This is a genomic window from Streptomyces sp. Ru72 (assembly GCF_002920635.1).
Lineage (GTDB): Bacteria > Actinomycetota > Actinomycetes > Streptomycetales > Streptomycetaceae > Streptomyces.
On record NZ_PQSR01000042.1, the window covers coordinates 12,577 to 32,640 of the forward strand.

Below are 20,064 nucleotides of genomic sequence, written 5' to 3' on the forward strand. Positions count from 1 at the left end.
GGGGCGCTCGCTCGGGTGCACTCCGCAGGAGCGTGACCAACGCCACGCAAGCTGGCCTTACGATGGCGCGGTGCTGGTCAAGTGGACTCGCTGCACCGTGGTCGACCGCCGCGGTTTCGAACGGGGGCAGCGAAAGTGGGCGGGGCTTCTGGGGGAGCCGGGCTTCCGGGGACAGGGCGGGGGTTTCAGCCGGGTCAGGCTCGGCGTGGCGCACGTCTTCGCGTTCTGGGAGAGCCGCGCCTTCTACGACTCGTTCATGGCGCGCTCGCACGACCGGCTGGCCGCCGCGCAGGCGGGCACGTTCAAGGACCAGCAGGTCCGGCTGTTCGACCACCGCTTCGATGTGAAGACCGGCTTCGAGCCCCGCTTCACCGACGCCGACCTGGTGCGTGTGGCGCACTGCCGGGTCCACGAGGAGCGCGCCGAGCACTTCGCGCTGATGCAGGAGAAGGTCTGGAACCCGGCCATGGCGGGCTCACCCGGCATGACCCGCGGACTCTTCGGCGAGGCGCCGGGCCATGAGTTCCTGATCCTGTCCATGTGGCAGTCGGCTGCGGAGCACGGCAAGTACCGCGAGGAGCGCGTGGAGCGGTTGGCGCTGCGGGCGCAGACGGAGGCGGACGTAGCGGCGCTCACCGGGGACATCGTGGAGCTGGAGCCGACGTGGACGGTCTGAGGCCGACCGTTTCGGCGTGGACGGTCTGACGCGCACCGTTTGGAAACCGGACGGACCTCTGGGTGTGGCGCCGGTGTGACCTGCGCCTTACGGAGGCCCTCCACTGCCCGTTCGGCCGTCACTCGATCTAGGGTTCTGGCATGGCACGACCACGGCGCATCGTCCTTGTCCGGCACGGCGAGTCGGTGGGGAACGCCGATGACTCCGTGTACGAGCGCGAGCCCGACCACGCACTGCCGCTCACCGAGAGGGGATGGCGGCAGGCGGAGGAGACGGGCAAGCGGCTGCGGGAGCTCTTCGGCAGGGAACGTGTCAGCGTGTACGTCTCCCCCTACCGCCGCACCCATGAGACGCTCCGCGCCTTCCACCTCGATCCCGATCTCGTGCGTGTGCGCGAGGAGCCCCGCCTGCGCGAGCAGGACTGGGGGAACTGGCAGGACCGCGAGGACGTACGGCTGCAGAAGGCGTACCGCGACGCCTACGGGCACTTCTTCTACCGCTTCGCGCAGGGCGAGTCCGGCGCCGATGTGTACGACCGGGTGGGCGGCTTCCTGGAGAGCCTGTTCCGCAGCTTCGAGGAGCCGGATCACCCACCGAACGTGCTCCTGGTGACGCACGGGCTCGCCATGCGGCTGTTCTGCATGCGCTGGTTCCACTGGACGGTCGCGGAATTCGAGTCGCTGTCCAACCCCGGGAACGGCGAGACGCGCATGCTCCTGCTGCAGGAGAACGGCAAGTACAGGCTCGACAGGCCTTTCGACCGCTGGCGCGACCCGGATCCGTACTGGGTCACCGGTTAGAGTGGCAGGGCGATGACCTCTGACTTCTCTCCGCTCGGGCGCCTGGAACGCGCGCTCGCCTGTCTGCGCGGACTCGCGGTGGGGGACGCGCTGGGCTCACAGTTCTTCGTTCCCGCGAACTATCCGCTCCTCCAGCGCCGCGAGCTGCCACCGGGCGTGTGGCAGTGGACGGACGACACCGAGATGGCCTGTTCAGTGGTGTCCGTGCTGGCCACGCACCAGCGCATCGACCAGGACGAGCTGGCCCGCTCCTTCGCCGAGCACCACGACTTCGACCGCGGCTACGGGCCGGCGGTGGGCCGCCTGCTGAGGCTCGTCCGGGAGGGCGGCGACTGGCGCGAGCTGGCTGCGGCGCTCTTCAAGGGGCAGGGATCGTGGGGCAACGGCGCGGCGATGCGGATCGCGCCGCTCGGCGCCTGGTACGCCGACGACCCGGAGCAGGCGACCCATCAGGCGGAGATCTCCGCGTACCCGACGCACCAGCACCGCGAGGCCGTGGCCGGTGCCATGGCCGTGGCCGCGGCGGCCGCCCTCGCCGCGGCTCCGGCGGGGCCGCCGAGCGCCGAGGCCCTGCTCGACGGGGTGATCGCGCTGGTACCGAGGAGCGCCGTCGCGGCGGGGCTGCGGCGGGCGCGGGACATGCTGGACTACGGCGACGCGACGACGGTCGCGGCTGTGCTCGGCTGCGGGCGGCGTACGACTGCGCACGACACGGTGCCGTTCGCGCTGTGGTCGGCCGCGCGCGGCCTCGGTGACTACCCGAGGGCGTTCTGGACCACCGCCCAGGTGGGCGGGGACATGGACACGACATGCGCGATCGTCGGCGGAGTGGTCGCCTCCGGGAAGGCGGGAGCTCCGCCGGGGGAGTGGCTGGAGCGAACGGAGCGGCTGCCGGAGTGGGCGCCGTCGCTTTCGTAGCCGACGTGGACCGCTGAGCGGAATACCGCCATCGCGGCCGGTCCGGCTGCCCGCCGAGAGCCGGAACGGCGCGGACGGCGTGGCGGTGCGCGCCATGCGCACCCTCGTCTCGACCGTTGCTCTCGGCGTCGCCGCCCCGGGCGCCCGGCCGTCGTTGTCCTCCGGTTGCGCGGCGGAGGACAACGACGGTGGGGACGTTCAGCCGGCGGCCGGGCCTGCCGTGCCCGCCAGGGCCTCCAGGTCGCTCTTGCGTACCCGGATGACCACCGCGGCCGTGAGCAGGGCCAGGATCGCCATCGCGGCGGCCGGCACGAAGGCCGTCGATATGCCGTGGGCGAGCACCTCGTTCCCCCACGGAGCCGGCAACTGGTGCGTCTTGGCGAACTCCGCCTTCTGCTCCGCCGTACCGTTCGCCAGGAACTTCGGCAACTGCTTGCCCGCCTCGTCCCGGCTCGCCGTCCCGAACACCGTGGTCAGGATCGACAGACCGAGCGAACCGCCCACCTGCTGGGTGGCGTTGAGCAGACCCGAGGCCGCCCCCGCCTCGTGCTGGGCGACGCCCGAGACCGCGGTGAGCGTCAGCGTCACGAAGTTCAGGCCCATCCCGAAGCCGAACACCAGCATGGGACCGAGCACACCGCCCGCGTAGGAGCTGTCGGGCTTGATCAACGTCTGCCAGCCGAGCCCGATCGTCACGAGCGTCGCCCCGACCAACATGAACGGCTTGGGGCCGAGCACCGGAAGGAACCGCTGCGACAGGCCGGCGCCGATCACGATCGCCACCGTCACCGGCAGGAAGGCCACGCCCGCCGAGATCGGCGTGTACCCCAGCACGTTCTGCACGAAGAGCACGATGTAGAAGAACATTCCGAACATCGCCGCGGCCAGGCTCAGCATGATCACGTACGTGCCCGAGCGGTTGCGGTCGGCGAACATCCGCAGCGGGGTGATCGGCTCCCTGGCCCGCCTCTCGATGAGGGCGAACGCCAGCAGCAGCACCACGGCCGCCGCGAAGGACACGATCGTGACGCTGTCCCGCCAGCCGTCCTCCGCAGCGCGGATGAAGCCGTACACCAGCGACGCCATGCCCGCCGTCGACGTCAGGGCGCCCGCGATGTCGAACCGGCCCGGATGACGTTCGGACTCGCCTATGTACATGGGTGTGAGCACGGCGATCAGCACGCCGATGGGCACGTTGACGAAGAGGACCCAGCGCCAGTCGAGCCACTCCGTGAGCATGCCGCCGGTCAGCAGGCCGATCGCACCGCCTCCGGCCGAGACGGCGGCGAAGACTCCAAAGGCCCGGTTGCGCTCGGGACCTTCGGGGAACGTGGTGGTGATCAGCGCCAGTGAGGTGGGCGACGCGATCGCGCCACCCACGCCCTGCAGGGCGCGCGCGGCCAGCAACTGCCAGGGCTCCTGGGCGAGTCCGCCGAGCAGCGAGGCGAAGGTGAACAGCAGGATGCCCGTCATGAACACCCGTCGCCGGCCGAGGATGTCACCGGCCCGCCCGCCGAGAAGCAGCAGGCCGCCGAAGGTGAGCGTGTAGGCGCTGACGACCCACGTCAGGTCGGTCGTGCTGAACTTCAGCGCGTCCTGAATGTGCGGGAGCGCGATGTTCACAATCGTCGCGTCGAGTACCACCATGAGTTGGCAGGCCGCGATGACGGTGAGCGCGATGCCGGGACGCCCCTCCCGGCGGGCGGCTTTCGGCTTCTGGTCCTCAATCAATGGAGAGGTTGTCACGATGGGTCCCCCACGAATGCGTTAGTGAACGATCGCGTTCACTTTCCCTGTCACACGGTAGTGAGTCCCCGTCAGTGAACGCAAGCGTTCACTGAATTCGTCGCCGTGCTGCGCCGCCCAACTGCTCGCCCTATCCTCGGAATCCCCGCTTCCGCTGCTCAACGGAGAACATAGATGGGTACTTCGTCCTGGACGGCCGCCTCTTCCCGGCCGGCCTCTCTCCGCCGGCGTGGTGCCGTGCTCGAACGCGCGATCCTCGACGCCGCGCTCGAGCAGCTCAGCACGGTCGGTTGGAAGGGCCTGACGATGGAGGGCGTCGCCGCCGGTGCGCAGACCGGCAAGGCGGCCGTCTACCGTCGCTGGCCGTCCAAGGAGGACCTCGTCGCGGACGCGCTCCAGGCCGGACTGCCGCGTTTCGACGAGGCGCCCGACCTCGGGACCCTGCGGGAGGACCTGCTGGCCCTGTGTCGGCAGGCGCGTGACGCCATGTACTCACGCCCCGGGTTCGCCCTCCGTTCAGTCATTCACGAATGCGACACACTGGAGGCTGAGCGCTTCCAGGGGGTGATCTACGAGGGTGTCATCGAGCCGAGCGTCAGGTTGCTGCGTCAGGTCATCACGCAGGGAATCGAGCGGGGAGAGGTGCGGCCTGACGCCGCGAACGGATATGTCTTCGACGTCATGCCGGCGATGATGATGTACCGCACAAAAATTAGCTCCTGCGAATGGAATGACCAGGAGATCGAGGAGATGATCGACCGGCTGATGATCCCGCTGCTGCGTCCGATGGGGGACTGATCCGGCTCCCGGGTCGCCGCTGCCGGCCAGCCGCCGCGACCCTGTCGCCGTCCTTCCGGGCGGCCGCCGGCGCGTGGGCCGCCGCCGGGGGAAACCGGGGTGTCGCACGGCGATCCCGGCGGCGTACGCTAAGGGCGCCATGCCGTACGAACCACCTACTCACACCGTCGAGCGCTCCCTCCGCGCAACGACCGGAGCGAAGGTCATCGCCGGTGTCGACGAGGTGGGGCGCGGTGCGTGGGCCGGTCCCGTCACCGTCTGCGCGGCGGTCACGGGCCTGCGCCGACCGCCCGAGGGCCTCACCGACTCCAAGCTGCTGACCGTCAAGCGGCGCACCGAACTCGCCGAGCTGCTGCGGACGTGGGTCACGGCCTACGCCCTCGGGCATGCCTCCCCCGAGGAGATCGACGACCTCGGGATGACGGCCGCCCTGCGGCTCGCGGCGGTTCGCGCCCTTGAGGCGCTGCCCGTCCGCCCCGACGCGGTGATCCTCGACGGGAAGTACGACTACCTGGGCGCGCCCTGGAAGGTCCGTACGGTGATCAAGGGCGACCGGTCGTGCGTGGCGGTCGCGGCGGCCTCGGTGATAGCCAAGGTTCACCGCGACAAAATGATGGCCGAACTGGGTATCGACCATGCAGACTTCGGTTTTGCGGCCAACGCCGGTTATCCGTCACCGGTGCACAAGGCCGCACTGGAGGAACGGGGCCCCACCCCGTACCACCGCTTGTCGTGGGCGTATCTTGATGCGCTGCCCCAGTGGCGGCACCTCAAGAAGGTCCGCAGCTGGGCGGACGGAAGCGTTCCGGAAATCGAGGGCCAGCTCGGCTTCGACTTCTGACCGGTTCCGGTCGCACTGACGTGCCACCCGCCGATGCCGGTCGCTTCGGCGTTTGATAAAAATCAGCTCATGCCTCTCATTCCCGAGGAGCCTCAGATTCACGAGAGTGCCCAGGGTCCCCGCGCCACGGCCGGCGGCCGTACCGCGCCGACCCCCCGTCCCGTACCGGGCCCCCGCCCCGCGGCCCCTGCCCGCCCCGGACGCCCGGGGCCCATCCGGCCGATGCCGGCCCAGCGCACCCCGCGCGAGCCGGCCAAGCCCGGACCCTCCGCTTCCGCATCCACTCCGCAGATCCAGCTGATCCCGGCCTCGGCCGAGGGAGCGCTGGATGCCGCCGAGGAAGCCGTCGACCTGCTGCTGGAGTCCGGTCGCGCCCCTGGTGACGTGCTGGTGATCACCACCGGCGAGCCACACCCGTGGGCCGCGCACGAACTGTCCTTCGGTGAGGCCGCCTACTGGGCGCAGCACGACGCCGGTGACGACGTCTTCTACGCCGACGCCTCGGTGGCCTCCCGTGCCGCCGCCCGGCCGGTGGTCGTGGTCGCCGTCAACGGCGGTGCCGACGCCACTGTCGCCGCCACGCTTCCGCTGGCGCTCAGCCGGTCCGGCGCCCTGCTGATCGTCTGCGGCGACCCGAAGCAGATCAACTCGGTGCTGGGCGCGGGCGTCTGAGCGGTCCGGCCCGGTCCGGTCCGCTCGTGTCCCGCCCTTCGCGCCGGGGGCCGAGCCGGGTAACCGGTTCGGGCTTCGGCCGCCGCGGCCGGTGAGTGCGGCGCCGACGACGCCTGGAACGGCGACTCTCTTCACCATGCCCTTCTGCGGTCGGGTCACCGGTGTGGGGCTCAGTGGCATCGGTCGGCGATGGCGAATGCCGGTTTCTGTTAGCGGCATGCTGGCTGGTGATGGCGCATGTCGGCTGGTGAAGACGCATGCCGGTTGGCGTGACGCAGGCCGGCTGTGAAGACGCATGCCGGTTGGCGTGCTGACGCATGCCGGGTGACGTGCTGACGCATGCCGGGTGGGCGGATGCATGACGTCGGCACACGCGCGTCTGCGGGCAGATGCATGCCAGGGCATACGTATGCCGGTGGGCTGTGTCGATGTCGGTGGACAGCGCCGCCGTATCGGCCGTCAACAGCGCCGCGGTATCGGCCGTCGGTGCCGCTGTTCGGGCGGACGGTTCCGTCTGGCCGCCGTGCGTGGGCGACTTCCGTGCTCTTCCGACGCGCGACCGGTTCGCGGACGGGGTGCCGCGGTCGGCCGCCGCCTCCGGGCGAGGACTCACGGGCTGTGGTGCGGAAAGGCCCCCGTCGTCGTACGTCGCTGCTCCCGGCGGTGTCGCGACAATGCCGCGCCGCTCAGCGGGCGGCGGCCCGGCGCAGCAGGTCCGAGGAGACGCCCCCGGTACGAGGCTGCTGCAGCGGCATGCCCGCCGGATCGAACTCCTCGGGCGTCGACTTCGCGTTGGGGCGGCGGCCCCCGCGGTCCTCACCGAGGACCTGCCAGCCATCGCGCGTCAGCGTGATGTACGCGCCACAGCGCAGCCCGTGCAACGTGCACGCGTCGCGCAGACCCCACATCCACGCGCCGTCCTCCTCGGTCCACCGGGTGTCGCCCTCACGGCAGTAGAGCAGCACCGCCGTCCGCACCGGCGTCCGGCGCCGCAGGTCGTGCGGGATGACCCGGCGCAACTGGGCAAGCAGCGCGTTGCGGAACACCCATCCGTCCGCCGGGGCGGGGCGCCGGGTGAACGACGCGCTCGCGCACAGCCGTTCCTCCGGATCCAGGACGGCCACCACGGCCGTGGAGGGTCGTGGCCGGTGCCGGGTGTGCAGCCCGCTGACGACTTCGCGGGGGTTGCGCAGCAGGGGAATCTCGGCGGCTGCCCACTCCGCCGGCTCGAGCAGCCGAGCCACGGGATGGGCGGAAGCGGCGGACGGGGCGGCGGAACCTGCCAGGGATGCCGCCGAGGACGGAGCGAATCCGAAGGTCACGATCCTCCCTTCGGCTGACGCGCCCACAGTGCGGGCGGGGTGGGACTGGGGGGGGCGCACCGCGGCAGAGCCCTGCCGGATCACGGACGAGCCGTGCGGGGAGCGGATCTCAATTCTTCCCGTCGAACTGGGTTGCGGCAACGAGCAATTGGGGCCGCCGACCGGATTCTGGTGATGTGTGGCCTATATCCCCTCTACTTCTCTGCCCGGTGTCTTCCCGGCGAAGGGTCGGGTCACTCCTGCACGCGAGGACCATCGGCAAGAACCTCTCCGCTCCGGCGAGCGCCTTTCCGTGCGTGCTCCCGGACCCTTCGCGAGCCGCCGGTCACGCTGGGTGAGGTGGCCGATTGTCAGTGCCATCGGGTTGCATGGGGACATGGACGAACGCGAGCTCCGAGCTGAAGCCGACGCGATCCTCGCCGAACTCGTCGGTGACCCGGGGGGCCCGGCCCGGTTGCGGGAGGACCAGTGGCAGGCGGTGGCGGCTCTGGTGCGGGAGCGCAGGCGTGCCCTGGTGGTGCAGCGCACCGGCTGGGGCAAGTCGGCGGTGTACTTCGTTGCCACCGCGCTGCTGCGCCGGCGCGGCTCCGGCCCGACCGTGATCGTCTCGCCGCTGCTGGCGCTGATGCGCAACCAGGTGGAGTCCGCGGCGCGGGCCGGTATCCGGGCGCGCACCATCAACTCGGCCAACCCGGAGGAGTGGGACACCATCCACGAGGAGATCGAGCGCGGCGAGACCGACGTTCTCCTCGTGAGCCCGGAGCGTCTCAATTCTGTGGATTTCCGCGATCAGGTGCTGCCCAAGCTCGCGGCCACGACCGGTCTGCTGGTGGTCGACGAGGCGCACTGCATCTCCGACTGGGGGCATGACTTCCGGCCGGACTACCGCCGGTTGCGGGCGATGCTCGCCGAGCTCGCCCCCGGCGTACCGGTGCTGGCCACCACGGCGACCGCCAACGCACGGGTCACCGCGGACGTGGCCGAGCAGTTGGGTACCGGCGCCGGTGAGGCCCTGGTCCTTCGCGGCCCGCTCGACAGGGAGAGTCTGAGGCTGGGGGTGGTCGAGCTGCCGGACGCCGCGCACCGCCTGGGCTGGCTGGCCGAGCATCTCGGGGAGCTGCCGGGCTCGGGCATCATCTACACGCTGACGGTGGCCGCGGCCGAGGAGGCGACCGCATTCCTGCGGCAGCGCGGCTTCCGGGTGGCCTCCTACACGGGGCGCACGGAGAACGCCGACCGGCTGCAGGCCGAGGCCGACCTGCTGGAGAACCGGGTCAAGGCGCTGGTGGCGACGTCGGCGCTGGGCATGGGCTTCGACAAGCCGGACCTGGGCTTCGTGGTGCACCTCGGCTCGCCGTCCTCGCCCATCGCCTACTACCAGCAGGTGGGGCGTGCGGGGCGCGGTGTGGCCCACGCCGATGTGCTTCTGCTGCCGGGCAAGGAGGACGAGGCCATCTGGCGCTACTTCGCCGACACCGCCTTCCCGCCCGAGGCCCAGGTGCGACAGACCCTCTCGGCCCTCGCCGGCGCGGGGCGACCGCTGTCCGTGCCGGCCCTGGAGGCGTCGGTGGATCTGCGGCGCAGCCGGCTGGAGACGATGCTGAAGGTGCTCGACGTGGACGGCGCGGTCAAGCGGGTGAAGGGCGGTTGGATCTCCACCGGCGAGCAGTGGGCCTACGACTCCGAGCGGTACGCCTGGGTGGCGCGGCAGCGGGCTGCCGAGCAGCAGGCCATGCGCGACTACGTGAGCACGTCCCAGTGCCGGATGGAGTTCCTGCGCCGGCAGCTGGACGACGAGGGGGCGGCCCCGTGCGGGCGTTGCGACAACTGCGCAGGGCCCTGGGCCGACTCCGCTGTTTCGGCGGAGACGTTGACAGGGGCGGCCAAGGAACTGGACCGTCCGGGGGTGGAGGTCGAGCCGCGCCGCATGTGGCCGACGGGGATGCCCGCACTGGGCGTCGACCTCAAGGGGCGTATCCCGGCCGGCGAGCAGTGCTCCACCGGGCGTGCGCTGGGGCGGCTCTCGGACATCGGCTGGGGCAACCGTCTGCGCCCGCTGCTGGCGGAGGACGCGCCCGACGGGCCGGTCCCCGACGACGTCCTGCGGGCGGCGGTGGCGGTCCTCGCCGACTGGGCGCGCTCTCCGGGCGGCTGGGCGCCGAATGCCCCGGACGCCTCCGCCCGGCCGGTGGGAGTCGTCGCCGTGCCGTCCCTGACCCGACCGCAACTGGTGGGTTCGCTCGCCGGGGGCATCGCGGACATCGGCCGCCTCCCCTTCCTGGGCACCCTGACCTACACCGGGCCGAGTGGCGCGCACGCGGCACGCCGCAGCAACTCCGCCCAGCGGCTGAGGGCGCTGTCCGGCGCGTTGACCGTCCCCGAGGAACTGGCCGGTGCCCTGGGCGGCTCCCCCGGACCCGTCCTGCTCGTGGACGACTACACCGACTCCGGCTGGACCCTCGCAGTCGCTGCCCGACTCCTGCGCCGGGCAGGCAGCGAACAGGTCCTCCCCTTGGTCCTCGCTGTCGCAGGCTGAGCCTCCCCCGAACCGCGTCCACTTCCCGGCTGCAAGTGGACGCGGCACGCTCGGCTTTTGGCAGTGTCTGCTGCCGGCAGCGTCTGCCTCAACGTCCCTGACGGAGAGTGACCTGAAGCGCGCCGCAGGCGCCTGCTTCCTGCTGGTGGCGCAAGAAGCGCTCCACGGTACGAAGAAGCGCGCCACGGTACTTCGCAGCGACGCGGCGCGTCCAGATGTCGCCGGAGCCCGGCTCGATGCCGGCGGCTCCCGGACACGACTTGCCGACGCCTTGACGATTCGTTCCGCGAACGTTCAGCCAGCCGTCTGCGTCTGGGTTGTGTGTCGTCCCTAGGGTCCCTGCGGACTCGAAAGAAGGGACCCATGGGCAGACTCCTCGCAGTCCGGGCTCGCGGCATCACCAAGTGTTTCGGCGACGTCGTCGCACTCGACGGCGTCGACCTGGACGTGACACAGGGTCAGATCCATGGCCTGGTCGGACCGAACGGCGCCGGCAAGACGACATTGCTCGGCCTCCTGCTGGGCCTGGCCGTCGCCGACAGCGGCCGCCTCGAGATCCTGGGTACGCCGCTCGGGCGGGCGTTCGCCGCTCCCGACGGTGTCGCCGGCTTCGTGGACGGCCCCGGTCTCTACCCCTCGCTCACCGCGAGGCAGAACCTCGCCGCACTGGCCGCTCTCCGCGGCCACGACGCCCGGACGACGGCGATCGACGACGTACTCGACCAGGTCGGACTCACCGATGTCGCCGACGACAGGGCCCGCGGCTTCTCCCTCGGCATGCGTCAGCGGCTCGGGCTCGCCGCCGCCCTGCTCACCAAGCCCCGGCTGCTCGTGCTCGACGAACCTTCCAACGGCCTGGACCCGGCCGGTAAAAGACGCGTCCACGGTGTCCTCACCCGGCTCGCTGCGGACGGAACCAGCGTCGTGCTCTCGAGCCACCGCATGGACGACCTCGAGGCACTGTGCTCCGAGGTCACCATCGTCGCCACCGGACGCGTCGTCTTCTCCGGCCCGCTGGGCAAGCTGGCCGCCGAGAACCGTGAACTCGACTACCGGCTGCGGACCTCCGACCCGCAGGCCGCCCGCCGACTGGCTGCCGACACCGCCGGGACACGGATCGTCGACGACGCCGGGGCACGGCAGGACGCGGAGGTGCTCGTGGTGCGGGCGCTGGTGCCCGCCCTCGACGAACTGGTGGTGGGGCTCGTGCAGGCGGGCGTCGCGGTGCGGGAACTCGCCCCGCTCGTGTCGCCGCTCGAAGCCGCGTTCCTGGCCCTCACCGAGCAGCAGGAGGCAGCCCGATGACCGCGACCATCGTCGATGACAACGTCGTCACCGGCCGTGCTCCCCGCGTCTCGGTGGCGCGTGGTTACCGCTTCGAACTCGTCAAGCTGGTCTCGCAATGGCGCATCCGCCTTCTGGTCCTCGCCTGCTGGATCGCGCCGGCGCTCTTCGTCGCCGGGGTCAGCCGGCAGAGCACGCTCCCCGCCGACACCCTTTTCGGCCGCTGGATGCACGCCACGGGGTGGGCCGGACCGCTGGTGACGCTCGGCTTCGCGGGCACCTGGGCGCTGCCGCTGCTGACCTCGGTGGTCGCCGGCGACGTGTTCGCCTCCGAGGACCGGCTCGGCACCTGGCGCCACCTGCTCGTGGCCGTCCGGTCGCCCAGGCGGATCTTCGCGGCGAAGGTACTGGCCGGCCTCACCGTCACCCTGCTGCTCGTGGCCGGGCTGGCCTGTTCCAGTACGGTCGGCGGGATCGTGGCGGTCGGCAACCAGCCGCTGGTCGGCCTCGACGGCCGCCTGCTCGCGCCGGGGGACGCCGCGGGCAAGGTCCTGCTCGCCTGGGTCTGCGCCCTCGCCCCGACTCTGGCCCTCGCCGCGATCGGACTCCTCGGGTCGGTCGCCCTGGGTCGCTCGCCGATGGGGCTGTTGCTGCCCCCGGTCGTCGCGCTCGCGATGCAGGTCGCCCAGATGCTGCCGCTGCCCGTCGCCGTGCGCCTCGCCCTGCCCGGCTCCGCCTTCGTCTCCTGGAACGGTCTGTTCACCAGCCCGGCGCAGGTCGGTCCGCTCCTGATCGGCATCGCGGTCGGCCTGGTGTGGGCCGTGCTCGCGACAGAGCTGGCGTACTTGCTCTTCCAGCGCCGCGACTTCACCAACCCGGCCTACGACGGTTCCGGGCGCCGCGCGGTCACCACCGGACTCCTGCCGCTCGTCGGACTGACCGCCCTCACCGTCGCGGCGGTCGCGGTGGGGACCCCGTCGATGGGCTCCGGGATCGAACAGGAAAAGGTCCAGCGGTCGGTCGCCACGGCGTTCGCCCACCTCTACCGCATGCAGACCGAACAGCTCCACCGGCCGGCCGTCACCGAGACGCAACTGAAGGCCACGGCGGCGTGCAACAAGGGCGACGGCCAGGTCGCCCCCCAGGGGGCGGGCAACGACTGGCGTTGCGTCGTCACCTGGCATCTCCCCGGCGTCGCGGCCGCAGGGACGGCCGTCTACCAACTCGACGTCGCCTCAGACGGGCGGTTCGTGGCCGACGGCGACGGACCGAAGGAAGTGAACGGCTACTTCCTGGTCCGTACCCCCACCGGGGACGCCCCGAACCCCCTTTGGCAGTTCGACGGCAGCGTCGAGCTGCTCGACACCTCCTCGAAGGGATAGTTCCATGCAGGTAACACGGCAGCGTCGAACCCAAGAGAAGGAGCAGGTCAGCCTTTTCGGTAGACGTGTCGGCCGCCGGGCTTTGCTGGTGACGTCGGGCATCGCTGTCGCCCTCGCCGTCACGGGCACCGCAGTCGCCCAGACGTACCAGTTCGGCACCCAGCAGGTCGGCCAGGTCACCGCCAACGGCCAGGTCGTCTCCGCCGACCAGTACATCGCCCCGTACGGCAGCCGTACCGTCATCGGCGACGGCAAGATCATGTCGTCCTCGGTCAGTCCGGACGGCACCCGTCTCGCCGCCTCGGTCGCCGACGGCGACGCGGCGCTGGTCATCATGGACCTCAAGACCGGGCAGGTGAAGCAGAAGGTCGGCACCAACGCGGCGGACGACCTGCGCATCAAGACCGGCTCCGTCGGGCAGGAGGGCCCGACGTACTCGCCCGACGGCTCGCAGCTGTGGCTGGGCCAGAGCGACGGCTACACCAAGTTCACCGTGAACCCGGACGGCACCCTCTCCAACCCGACGACCATCTCCATACCGGCCGACGGCTCCAAGCACGCCCTGGTGGGTTCCGCGGTGTTCTCGGCCGACGGCTCGACCGTGTACTGCGCGGTCAACGGCCAGAACCGGGTGGTCGCCATCGACGCGGCGACCGGGACCGTCAAGCAGAGCTGGGCCGTGGGCAACGCCCCCCGCGGCATCGCCCTGGCCGGCGACAAGCTCTACGTCAGCAACGAGGGCGGGCGTCCGGCCAAGGCCGGCGACACCACGATGAACTCCTACGGCACGCAGGTGCCGGCCAACCCGAAGACCGGTGCCTCCACCACCGGCACGGTCAGCGTCATCGACCTGGCGAACCCGTCCGCGGCCGTCGGGAGCATCGACGTCGGTCTGCACCCGACCGCGGTGTACGCCAAGAAGGGGGCGGTGTTCGTCACCAACACCGCCGACAACAACGTGTCGGTCATCGACACCGCCAACGACAAGGTCGTGCAGACCATCGCCACCCAGCCGTGGCCGGAGGCGTCGGTCGGCTACGAGCCCGACGCGGTGACGCTCACCGACGACGGTCACCTGCTGGTGACGCTCGGCCGCGCCAACGCCGTCGCCGTCTACCGGTACACCTCCCCGCAGCAGCCGGCCGGCTACGTCGGCCTGCTCCCGACGGACTACTTCCCCGCGCAGATCGCCACCGTGGGCAAGAAGGTCGTCGTCTCCAACACCCGTGGCATCGACGCCCGCCGGCCGACCACCGCCGCCGGCCACGGCACCCACGACACGACGTCGAGCCTGACGCAGTTCACGCTGCCGGACGACAGCGTCACCAGGTCCGAGACGGCCAAGGTCTTCAAGCAGAACGGCTGGACCCCCGGCTCGGTGAAGTCGACCAGGGGGAAGAGCCACGCGAAGCCGGTGCCGGTCCCGGTGCGGCTCGGCGACCCCTCGACGATCAAGCACGTCTTCCTGCTCGTCAAGGAGAACCGGACCTACGACCAGGTCCTCGGTGACATGAAGCAGGGCAACGGCGACTCGTCGCTCACGCAGTTCGGCGAGAACGTGACGCCGAACCAGCACGCGCTGGCTGAGCAGTTCGGGCTGTACGACAACTTCTACGACATCGGCACCAACTCCGCCGAGGGCCACAACTGGCTGATGCAGTCCGACAACCCGGAGTACACCGAGTCCTCGGCCGGTGAGTACACCCGCAGCTACGACACCGAGGACGACGTTCTCGGCCACCAGACGTCCGGATTCATCTGGACCGGTGCGCAGGCCGCGGGCAAGTCCGTCAAGGACTACGGCGAGTTCCAGTCGATCGAGAGCAAGCCGGCCGGCGCGACCTGGCAGAACCTGTACTGCGACGCCAAGAACATGGAGGCGACCGGGCAGAAGACCGCCTACCCCATTCAGACGGGCTCGGCGATCCCGTCGCTCAACCAGGTCTCGGTGCCCGGCTTCCCGCTGTTCGACCTCAGCGTCCCGGACATCTACAAGGAACAGATCTGGAAGCAGGACTTCGAGAAGAACGGTCCGGCGAACCTGAACATGTTCTGGTTCTCCAACGACCACACCGGTGGTCCGCCGAGCCCGGCCGCCGAGGTGGCGGACAACGACCTCGCGGTCGGCAAGATGGTCGACGAGATCACGCACAGCAAGTACTGGAAGGACTCTGCGATCTTCGTCGTCGAGGACGACTCGCAGGCCGGCCTCGACCACGTCGACGGCCACCGTGCCCCGGTCCAGGTCATCAGCCCCTGGGCCCAGCACGGCAAGGTCGACAACCACTACTACTCGCAGATCACGATGATCCGCACCATCGAGCAGATCCTCGGGATCCACCCGATGAACCAGATGGACAGCGCGGCCACCCCGATGTTCGGAGCCTTCACCCGGAAGCCGGACTACACGCCGTTCAAGGCGCAGCCCAACCGGACCTCGCTGACCCTCGGCCTGAGCACCCAGCCCTCCTGCGGCCCGGACACCCCGGCGCCGCAGGACGCCGCGGCGGAACCCGCGCAGACGTCCGTAACGGTGCCGGCGGCCGAGCAGAAGGTCGCGGCGCGGTGGAAGACCTGGGAGTCGCAGCAGCGGCTGACCGGTACAAAGGCGGTGCCCGACTTCGCCAACCCCGAGCAGATGAACCGTCTCACCTGGTACGAGACGCACAACTGGTCCAAGCCGTACCCCGGTGACAGCAAGATCTACGCGCCGAACGAGGTGCCGGGCGCCTACATCCCGTCGTCGGAGTCCGACGGCTGACGCAACTGTTCGAGTCGTGGGGCCCCGGGCCGGCGTCACCGCCGGTCCGGGGCCTGCGCCGTCCGTCGGGCGCTGCGCGCAGGCAGCGGCATGAGGGCCGCCCCCGACCGTGGCGGGGGCGCTGGGGCCGGTGGCAGCGGTGGTTCGTGGCCCCGATGCCGCGATGTGCGGGGCTTCGTCCGTCGTCGGGCGCAGGTGTTCGTCGGTCATGGCGTCCAGGCAACCCGATCGGTCGGACATCGTGCGAGCGAGCCCGGCTGCCTGTGGACAACTCCTGGCGTGCTCATGATCATGATTGTCCACAGGCCAAGCGGAATTCCAAGATCCGCGAGATGGTCGCGGCATGACGAACCACGACGAAGCAGCCGGGCCCTCCGGCATCGGAGACATGCACGGATCCGCACACCACAGCGGCGAGCCCACCGCGTACGCGGGACACGGTCGCCCGGCGGGAGGCCCGGGCGAAACCCAGGTCACGCTGCGCACCCCGGCCGAACTGGCCGACGCCCTGCCGTACCTGCTCGGGTACCGCCCTGAGGACAGCATCGTGCTGGTGGCACTCCACGACCGGAACGGGCGCGGGAGGTTCGGCGGGCGCGCACGGCTCGGCATCCCCGCCCAGCCCGGCGACTGGCCGTCCGCGGCACAGCAGTTGGCGCGCGGCCTGGTGGCCGGCAGCGAGCGCAGGGGTCCCCGGCCGGAGAGCATGGTCGCCTATCTGGTCCAGGAACCGTCGAGCGGTGAGACCGGACGCGATGTGATGGAGCGCCTCCGGCCGCTGGCCCAGTCGCTGCGCACGGCGTGCGGCAGCCTCGACGCGCCCGTGGTGGAGGCTCTGTGTCTCTCCGACGGCCGCTTCTGGTCGTACGTGTGCCCCAGCCCCGGTTGCTGTCCTTCCGAGGGGCAGCCGCTGGGCCTGCCCGGCACCTCCGTCCTGGCCGCCGCCGCGACCTACGCGGGCCTTCAGGTACGCGGCACGCTCAAGGAGTTCCGGGCGAGGCTCAGCCCTTGGGAGACGGCGGCCGCGCTCGATCAGGAAGCCGCGCTGGACGCCGCGAGCATGGCGCTCGTCCGGAGAATCCTGGACGACGGCACTCGCGACGGGGTCGCCGCCGAGACGCTCGCGCTCGCCGAGCGGGTCATGGCCCGGCTCGCGGAGGCCCCGCCGGTGTCCGCGGCCTCGGCGGCGGACCGGCGCGACGACGAGTTGCTCGCGCACGACGAGGCCGCGGCCCTGATCGTCGGCCTCCAGGACCGCATGACCCGCGACCGTGCGGCGGAGTGGATGGAGGGCGCGGAGGCCGCCGTGGCGCTGCGGCTGTGGCGCGCCCTGGCCCGTCGCTGTGTCGCCTCGTACGGCGAGCACGCCGCGGCGCCGCTGACGCTCGCCGGGTGGGTGGCCTGGTCGACCGGCGACGAACTGGAGGCCCGTGAAGCCCTCGCCATGGCCATGGGCGCGGACCCGGACTACCTCTTCGCCCGCCTCCTGCACCAGGCGTGCAACGAGGGCCTCGACCCGGAGACCGTCCGCCGCTGCCTGCGGGCGGAACGGGCGAACCGTGCAGGGGAGCGGGGGACGCCCACCACGATGCCGGATGACACGACCGACCTCTCGGCCGGCGCCGCACCTCCCGCCGCGGCCGGGGTGCCCACCCCGCAGCAGCCCACCCGTGCCCCTGGCACTCCCCGGCGGCGGCGCACGGCCCGCCCGGCAACCGGCGGCAGCCGGCCGACCCGTGGTCCCGCCGAGGGGACCAGGGCCCGTCACCGGCGTCCCGCCGACAGCCCGCCCGGTGGCGAAGGACAGCGGGCGACGGAGGACGCGACCGGCCGGTCCGGTGCCCGCCGCCGTCCCGGCCGGTGTACGGAGGAGGGCGGCACATGAGCACGGCCTGCCGCGCGGGGTACCGCCGTTCGGTCGGCTTCCCCTCCCACGGGCGTGACCCCGGGCAGGCGCGACCCGTTCACCTGAGTGGCGGAACCCGTGATCGGGTCGCGCCGCCGCATCGCTCACGACCCTCTCCGGAGCCGCCCACCCGGCTCCGGGCGCACCCCAGGCGTACCGAGCGCAGAGAAAGCCGCCTCATGCCCGTGCCCGCACCGTTCTCCGCCCCCGACGGCAACCGGCGTTCCCGCCACGGCCCCTCGGAGCCCCGGCCGTCCCGCGGCGCCCCACCGGCCGTGTCCTGGATGCCGCGCGGCACACCGGCTCCCGTCCCGCACGCAGACCGGCCCCAGGCCTGCACTCCTCCCCTGCCCGCTGTGCCGCGCCGAGTCGCCGACCTGCCGCCCGCCCACACCGCACTGATCTGCGTCGCCCTGCCCGGTCTTGTGATCTCCACGGCCCAGGGACAACTGACGGGACAGGGCCTGGAGGGGTTCTACCGAGCGGGCCGGCGCGTGCTCTCCCGCTGCCAGGTGCGGGTGGCCGGGCGGGAGCCGCTTCCCGTGCAGGCCCGCATGGTCGCGGCCGACCGGGCCCGCTTCGTGGGGACGGTGCACGTATCCCCCGACGCGGGACCGGACCCCGACGTCGTCGTGGAGCGCGTTCGGTTCGCCGACGGCACGGAGCGGATCACCCTGCACAGCGCGGCCCCGCGCCCGCTGCGGCTTCCGGTGGAGGTGGCGCTCGGCACGGACCTCGCGGAACTGGGAGAGATCGCCTCGGGCAGCACCGGACCGGAACTCCCCGCCACCGTCCATGATTCCGGGCTGCGCTGGTCCTGTCAGAAGGGCGACTGCGCGGTCACGGCCGCACCGCCCCCCACGGACGCCCTCGCCTCGGCCGGGCTGCTGCGCTGGGAACTGGAGCTGCCGCCCGGCGGGACGCGCAGCGTGGAGCTGCGGCTTCGGCCGGACGGCGCGGCCCCGGTCAGAGCGGTGGGACAGGGCGCGGCGAGCCCGCTCGCGCAGCCCCGGGCCACCGGGGACGACCCACGTGTCCAGCCGCTGCTCGACACCTGTGTCGATGACCTCAGAGCCCTGCTGCTCCGGGACCCTGCGCACCCTTGCGACATCCAGCTGGCGGCCGGAGCGCCGTGGCGCTGCGGCCCGGCGCCCGCGGAGTCCCTGGCGGCGGCCCGGATGACGCTGCCGCTCGGTACCCGGCTGGCCGCGGGCACGCTGCGGATCCTGGCACGTACCCAGATCGGCGGCCCGGGCCTGCGCTCGGGCATGATCCCGGGGCCCCGCCGGGACGCGGGCGCGCATCTTCCACCGGGCTGCACGGGCACCGAGGCCACCCTGCTGTTCCCCGTGCTCCTCGCGGAAGCCTGGCGCTGGGGGCTTCCCGAGCGGGAGACAGAGGAGCTGCTGCCGGCGGCCGAGCACTGTCTGCGGTGGCTGCGCACCACCGTGGGTGACGGCGTCTACCTCCCCGACCCCCAGCCGGCCGGGCCGCTGCGCTGCGAGACCCAGGCGTACGCCCACCGCGCCGCGGTGGTTGGCGCCGACCTGCTCGACGCATACGCGCGACCGGGTGGGGCGGAGCTTCGCGAATGGGCCGAAGAGCTGCGCGACGCGTTCTGTGAGGACTTCTGGATCGAAGACCGGTCGGGGGGCAGACCGGCGGCCGCCCGCACCCGCGACGGACGCCTGGTGCCGCACCTCGGCGCGGGCACCGCCCACCTCCTCGACACCGGGCTGCTCGGCTGCGGCACGCTTGCGCCCGGCCTGCTGGACAAGGTGCGCACCGAGCAGCTCGCGCGGTTGCTGGGCGGCCCCGCCATGGACTCGGGCTGGGGACTGCGCGGCCTGGCGGCCGGGGAGGCGGCGTACAACCCGTTCGGACACCGCGGGGGAGCGGTGCGCGTCCAGGAGACGGCGGTCGCCGTCGCGGGGCTGGCCGCCGCCGGGTACGAGAAGGAGGCGGGTGGCCTGCTCGGGGGGATGCTGGCGGCGGCGGAGGCGTTCGGATACCGGCTGCCCGAGATGTACGCCGGTGAGCCTCGGGCGGAAGGGAGCGCGCCGCTGCCGCATCCGGCGGCCTGCAGGCCCGCCGCCACGGCGGCCGCCGCCGGGGTACTGCTGCTCACCGCGCTCGTCGGAATCCGTCCCGACGCGCCCGCCGGGACGGTGACCCTGTGTCCGGTCCGCAGCGCACCGCTGGGTGAGATCGTCCTGACCGGGCTGAGGCTGGCCGGCGCCCCCTTCTCGGTGCGCGTGGGCCGGCTCGGCCTCGCCATGGTGGAGGAGGCTGCCGACGGGCTGCAGCTGGGTGTGTGACCTCGGATGACGTGGCGCGGCGGCATGGAGGGCGGCTGTCGATGGGACCTGTGTCGGAGGGAAGTGGATCAGCCGCCGAAGCGGTCACGGAAGGGAGTGTTTAT

The 20,064-nt window shown here is 71.7% G+C and carries 14 protein-coding genes; 12 read left to right on the forward strand and 2 right to left on the reverse strand.

All coding sequences use genetic code 11. The annotated features are described in order from the left end of the window. Positions 1-70 precede the first annotated feature (70 nt). The 3 genes from C3488_RS20285 (at position 71) to C3488_RS20295 (ending at position 2,394) form a co-directional block, all read left to right on the forward strand. Positions 71-676 (forward strand): YdbC family protein, encoded by a 606-nt coding sequence (locus tag C3488_RS20285; RefSeq protein ID WP_103841378.1) that lies wholly within the window; start codon positions 71-73, stop codon positions 674-676. A gap of 140 nt (positions 677-816) precedes the next feature. Continuing rightward, positions 817-1,476, forward strand: a complete 660-nt coding sequence (locus tag C3488_RS20290) for a histidine phosphatase family protein (RefSeq protein ID WP_103841380.1) — start codon at positions 817-819, stop codon at positions 1,474-1,476. A 12-nt stretch (positions 1,477-1,488) separates the two neighbouring features. Continuing rightward, positions 1,489-2,394, forward strand: a complete 906-nt coding sequence (locus C3488_RS20295; RefSeq protein WP_103841382.1) for an ADP-ribosylglycohydrolase family protein — start codon at positions 1,489-1,491, stop codon at positions 2,392-2,394. A gap of 198 nt (positions 2,395-2,592) precedes the next feature. Here C3488_RS20295 and C3488_RS20300 read toward each other — a convergent pair whose 3' ends face one another. Continuing rightward, the gene (locus C3488_RS20300; RefSeq protein ID WP_103841384.1) at positions 2,593-4,140 is read right to left on the reverse strand and encodes an MFS transporter; all 1,548 of its coding nucleotides are present in this window, start codon (positions 4,138-4,140) and stop codon (positions 2,593-2,595) included. A 174-nt stretch (positions 4,141-4,314) separates the two neighbouring features. Between C3488_RS20300 and C3488_RS20305 the strand changes: the two genes are divergently transcribed. The 3 genes from C3488_RS20305 (at position 4,315) to C3488_RS20315 (ending at position 6,451) form a co-directional block, all read left to right on the forward strand. Then, positions 4,315-4,938, forward strand: coding sequence for a TetR/AcrR family transcriptional regulator (locus tag C3488_RS20305; RefSeq protein WP_103841386.1), 624 nt, complete (start codon positions 4,315-4,317; stop codon positions 4,936-4,938). Between the two features lie 139 nt (positions 4,939-5,077). Continuing rightward, complete coding sequence (locus C3488_RS20310) at positions 5,078-5,779, forward strand: ribonuclease HII (protein WP_103841388.1); 702 nt, start codon at positions 5,078-5,080, stop codon at positions 5,777-5,779. A gap of 69 nt (positions 5,780-5,848) precedes the next feature. Beyond that, positions 5,849-6,451, forward strand: coding sequence for a hypothetical protein (locus C3488_RS20315; RefSeq protein WP_103841390.1), 603 nt, complete (start codon positions 5,849-5,851; stop codon positions 6,449-6,451). A 686-nt stretch (positions 6,452-7,137) separates the two neighbouring features. Here C3488_RS20315 and C3488_RS20320 read toward each other — a convergent pair. After that, positions 7,138-7,773 (reverse strand): hypothetical protein, encoded by a 636-nt coding sequence (locus tag C3488_RS20320; protein WP_103841392.1) that lies wholly within the window; start codon positions 7,771-7,773, stop codon positions 7,138-7,140. A gap of 376 nt (positions 7,774-8,149) precedes the next feature. Here C3488_RS20320 and C3488_RS20325 point away from each other — a divergent pair, with 376 nt between their 5' ends. From C3488_RS20325 to C3488_RS20350, 6 genes are all read left to right on the forward strand, one after another. Then, positions 8,150-10,309, forward strand: coding sequence for a RecQ family ATP-dependent DNA helicase (locus C3488_RS20325; protein ID WP_103841394.1), 2,160 nt, complete (start codon positions 8,150-8,152; stop codon positions 10,307-10,309). A 363-nt stretch (positions 10,310-10,672) separates the two neighbouring features. After that, a complete protein-coding gene (locus C3488_RS20330) occupies positions 10,673-11,614 on the forward strand; it encodes an ABC transporter ATP-binding protein (protein ID WP_103841396.1) in 942 nt (313 codons plus the stop codon). After that, positions 11,611-12,975: an ABC transporter permease gene (locus C3488_RS20335; protein WP_103841398.1), complete on the forward strand. Its 1,365-nt coding sequence runs from the start codon at positions 11,611-11,613 to the stop codon at positions 12,973-12,975. Before C3488_RS20330 ends, C3488_RS20335 begins: the two co-directional genes overlap by 4 nt. A 4-nt stretch (positions 12,976-12,979) precedes the next feature. Continuing rightward, on the forward strand, positions 12,980-15,736 hold the full coding sequence (locus C3488_RS20340) for a bifunctional YncE family protein/alkaline phosphatase family protein (RefSeq protein WP_103841399.1): 2,757 nt from the start codon (positions 12,980-12,982) through the stop codon (positions 15,734-15,736). A 343-nt stretch (positions 15,737-16,079) separates the two neighbouring features. Beyond that, positions 16,080-17,621, forward strand: coding sequence for a DUF4192 domain-containing protein (locus C3488_RS20345; protein WP_103841401.1), 1,542 nt, complete (start codon positions 16,080-16,082; stop codon positions 17,619-17,621). A gap of 200 nt (positions 17,622-17,821) precedes the next feature. Next, positions 17,822-19,960, forward strand: a complete 2,139-nt coding sequence (locus C3488_RS20350) for a glycogen debranching N-terminal domain-containing protein (RefSeq protein WP_258053535.1) — start codon at positions 17,822-17,824, stop codon at positions 19,958-19,960. Positions 19,961-20,064 lie beyond the last annotated feature (104 nt).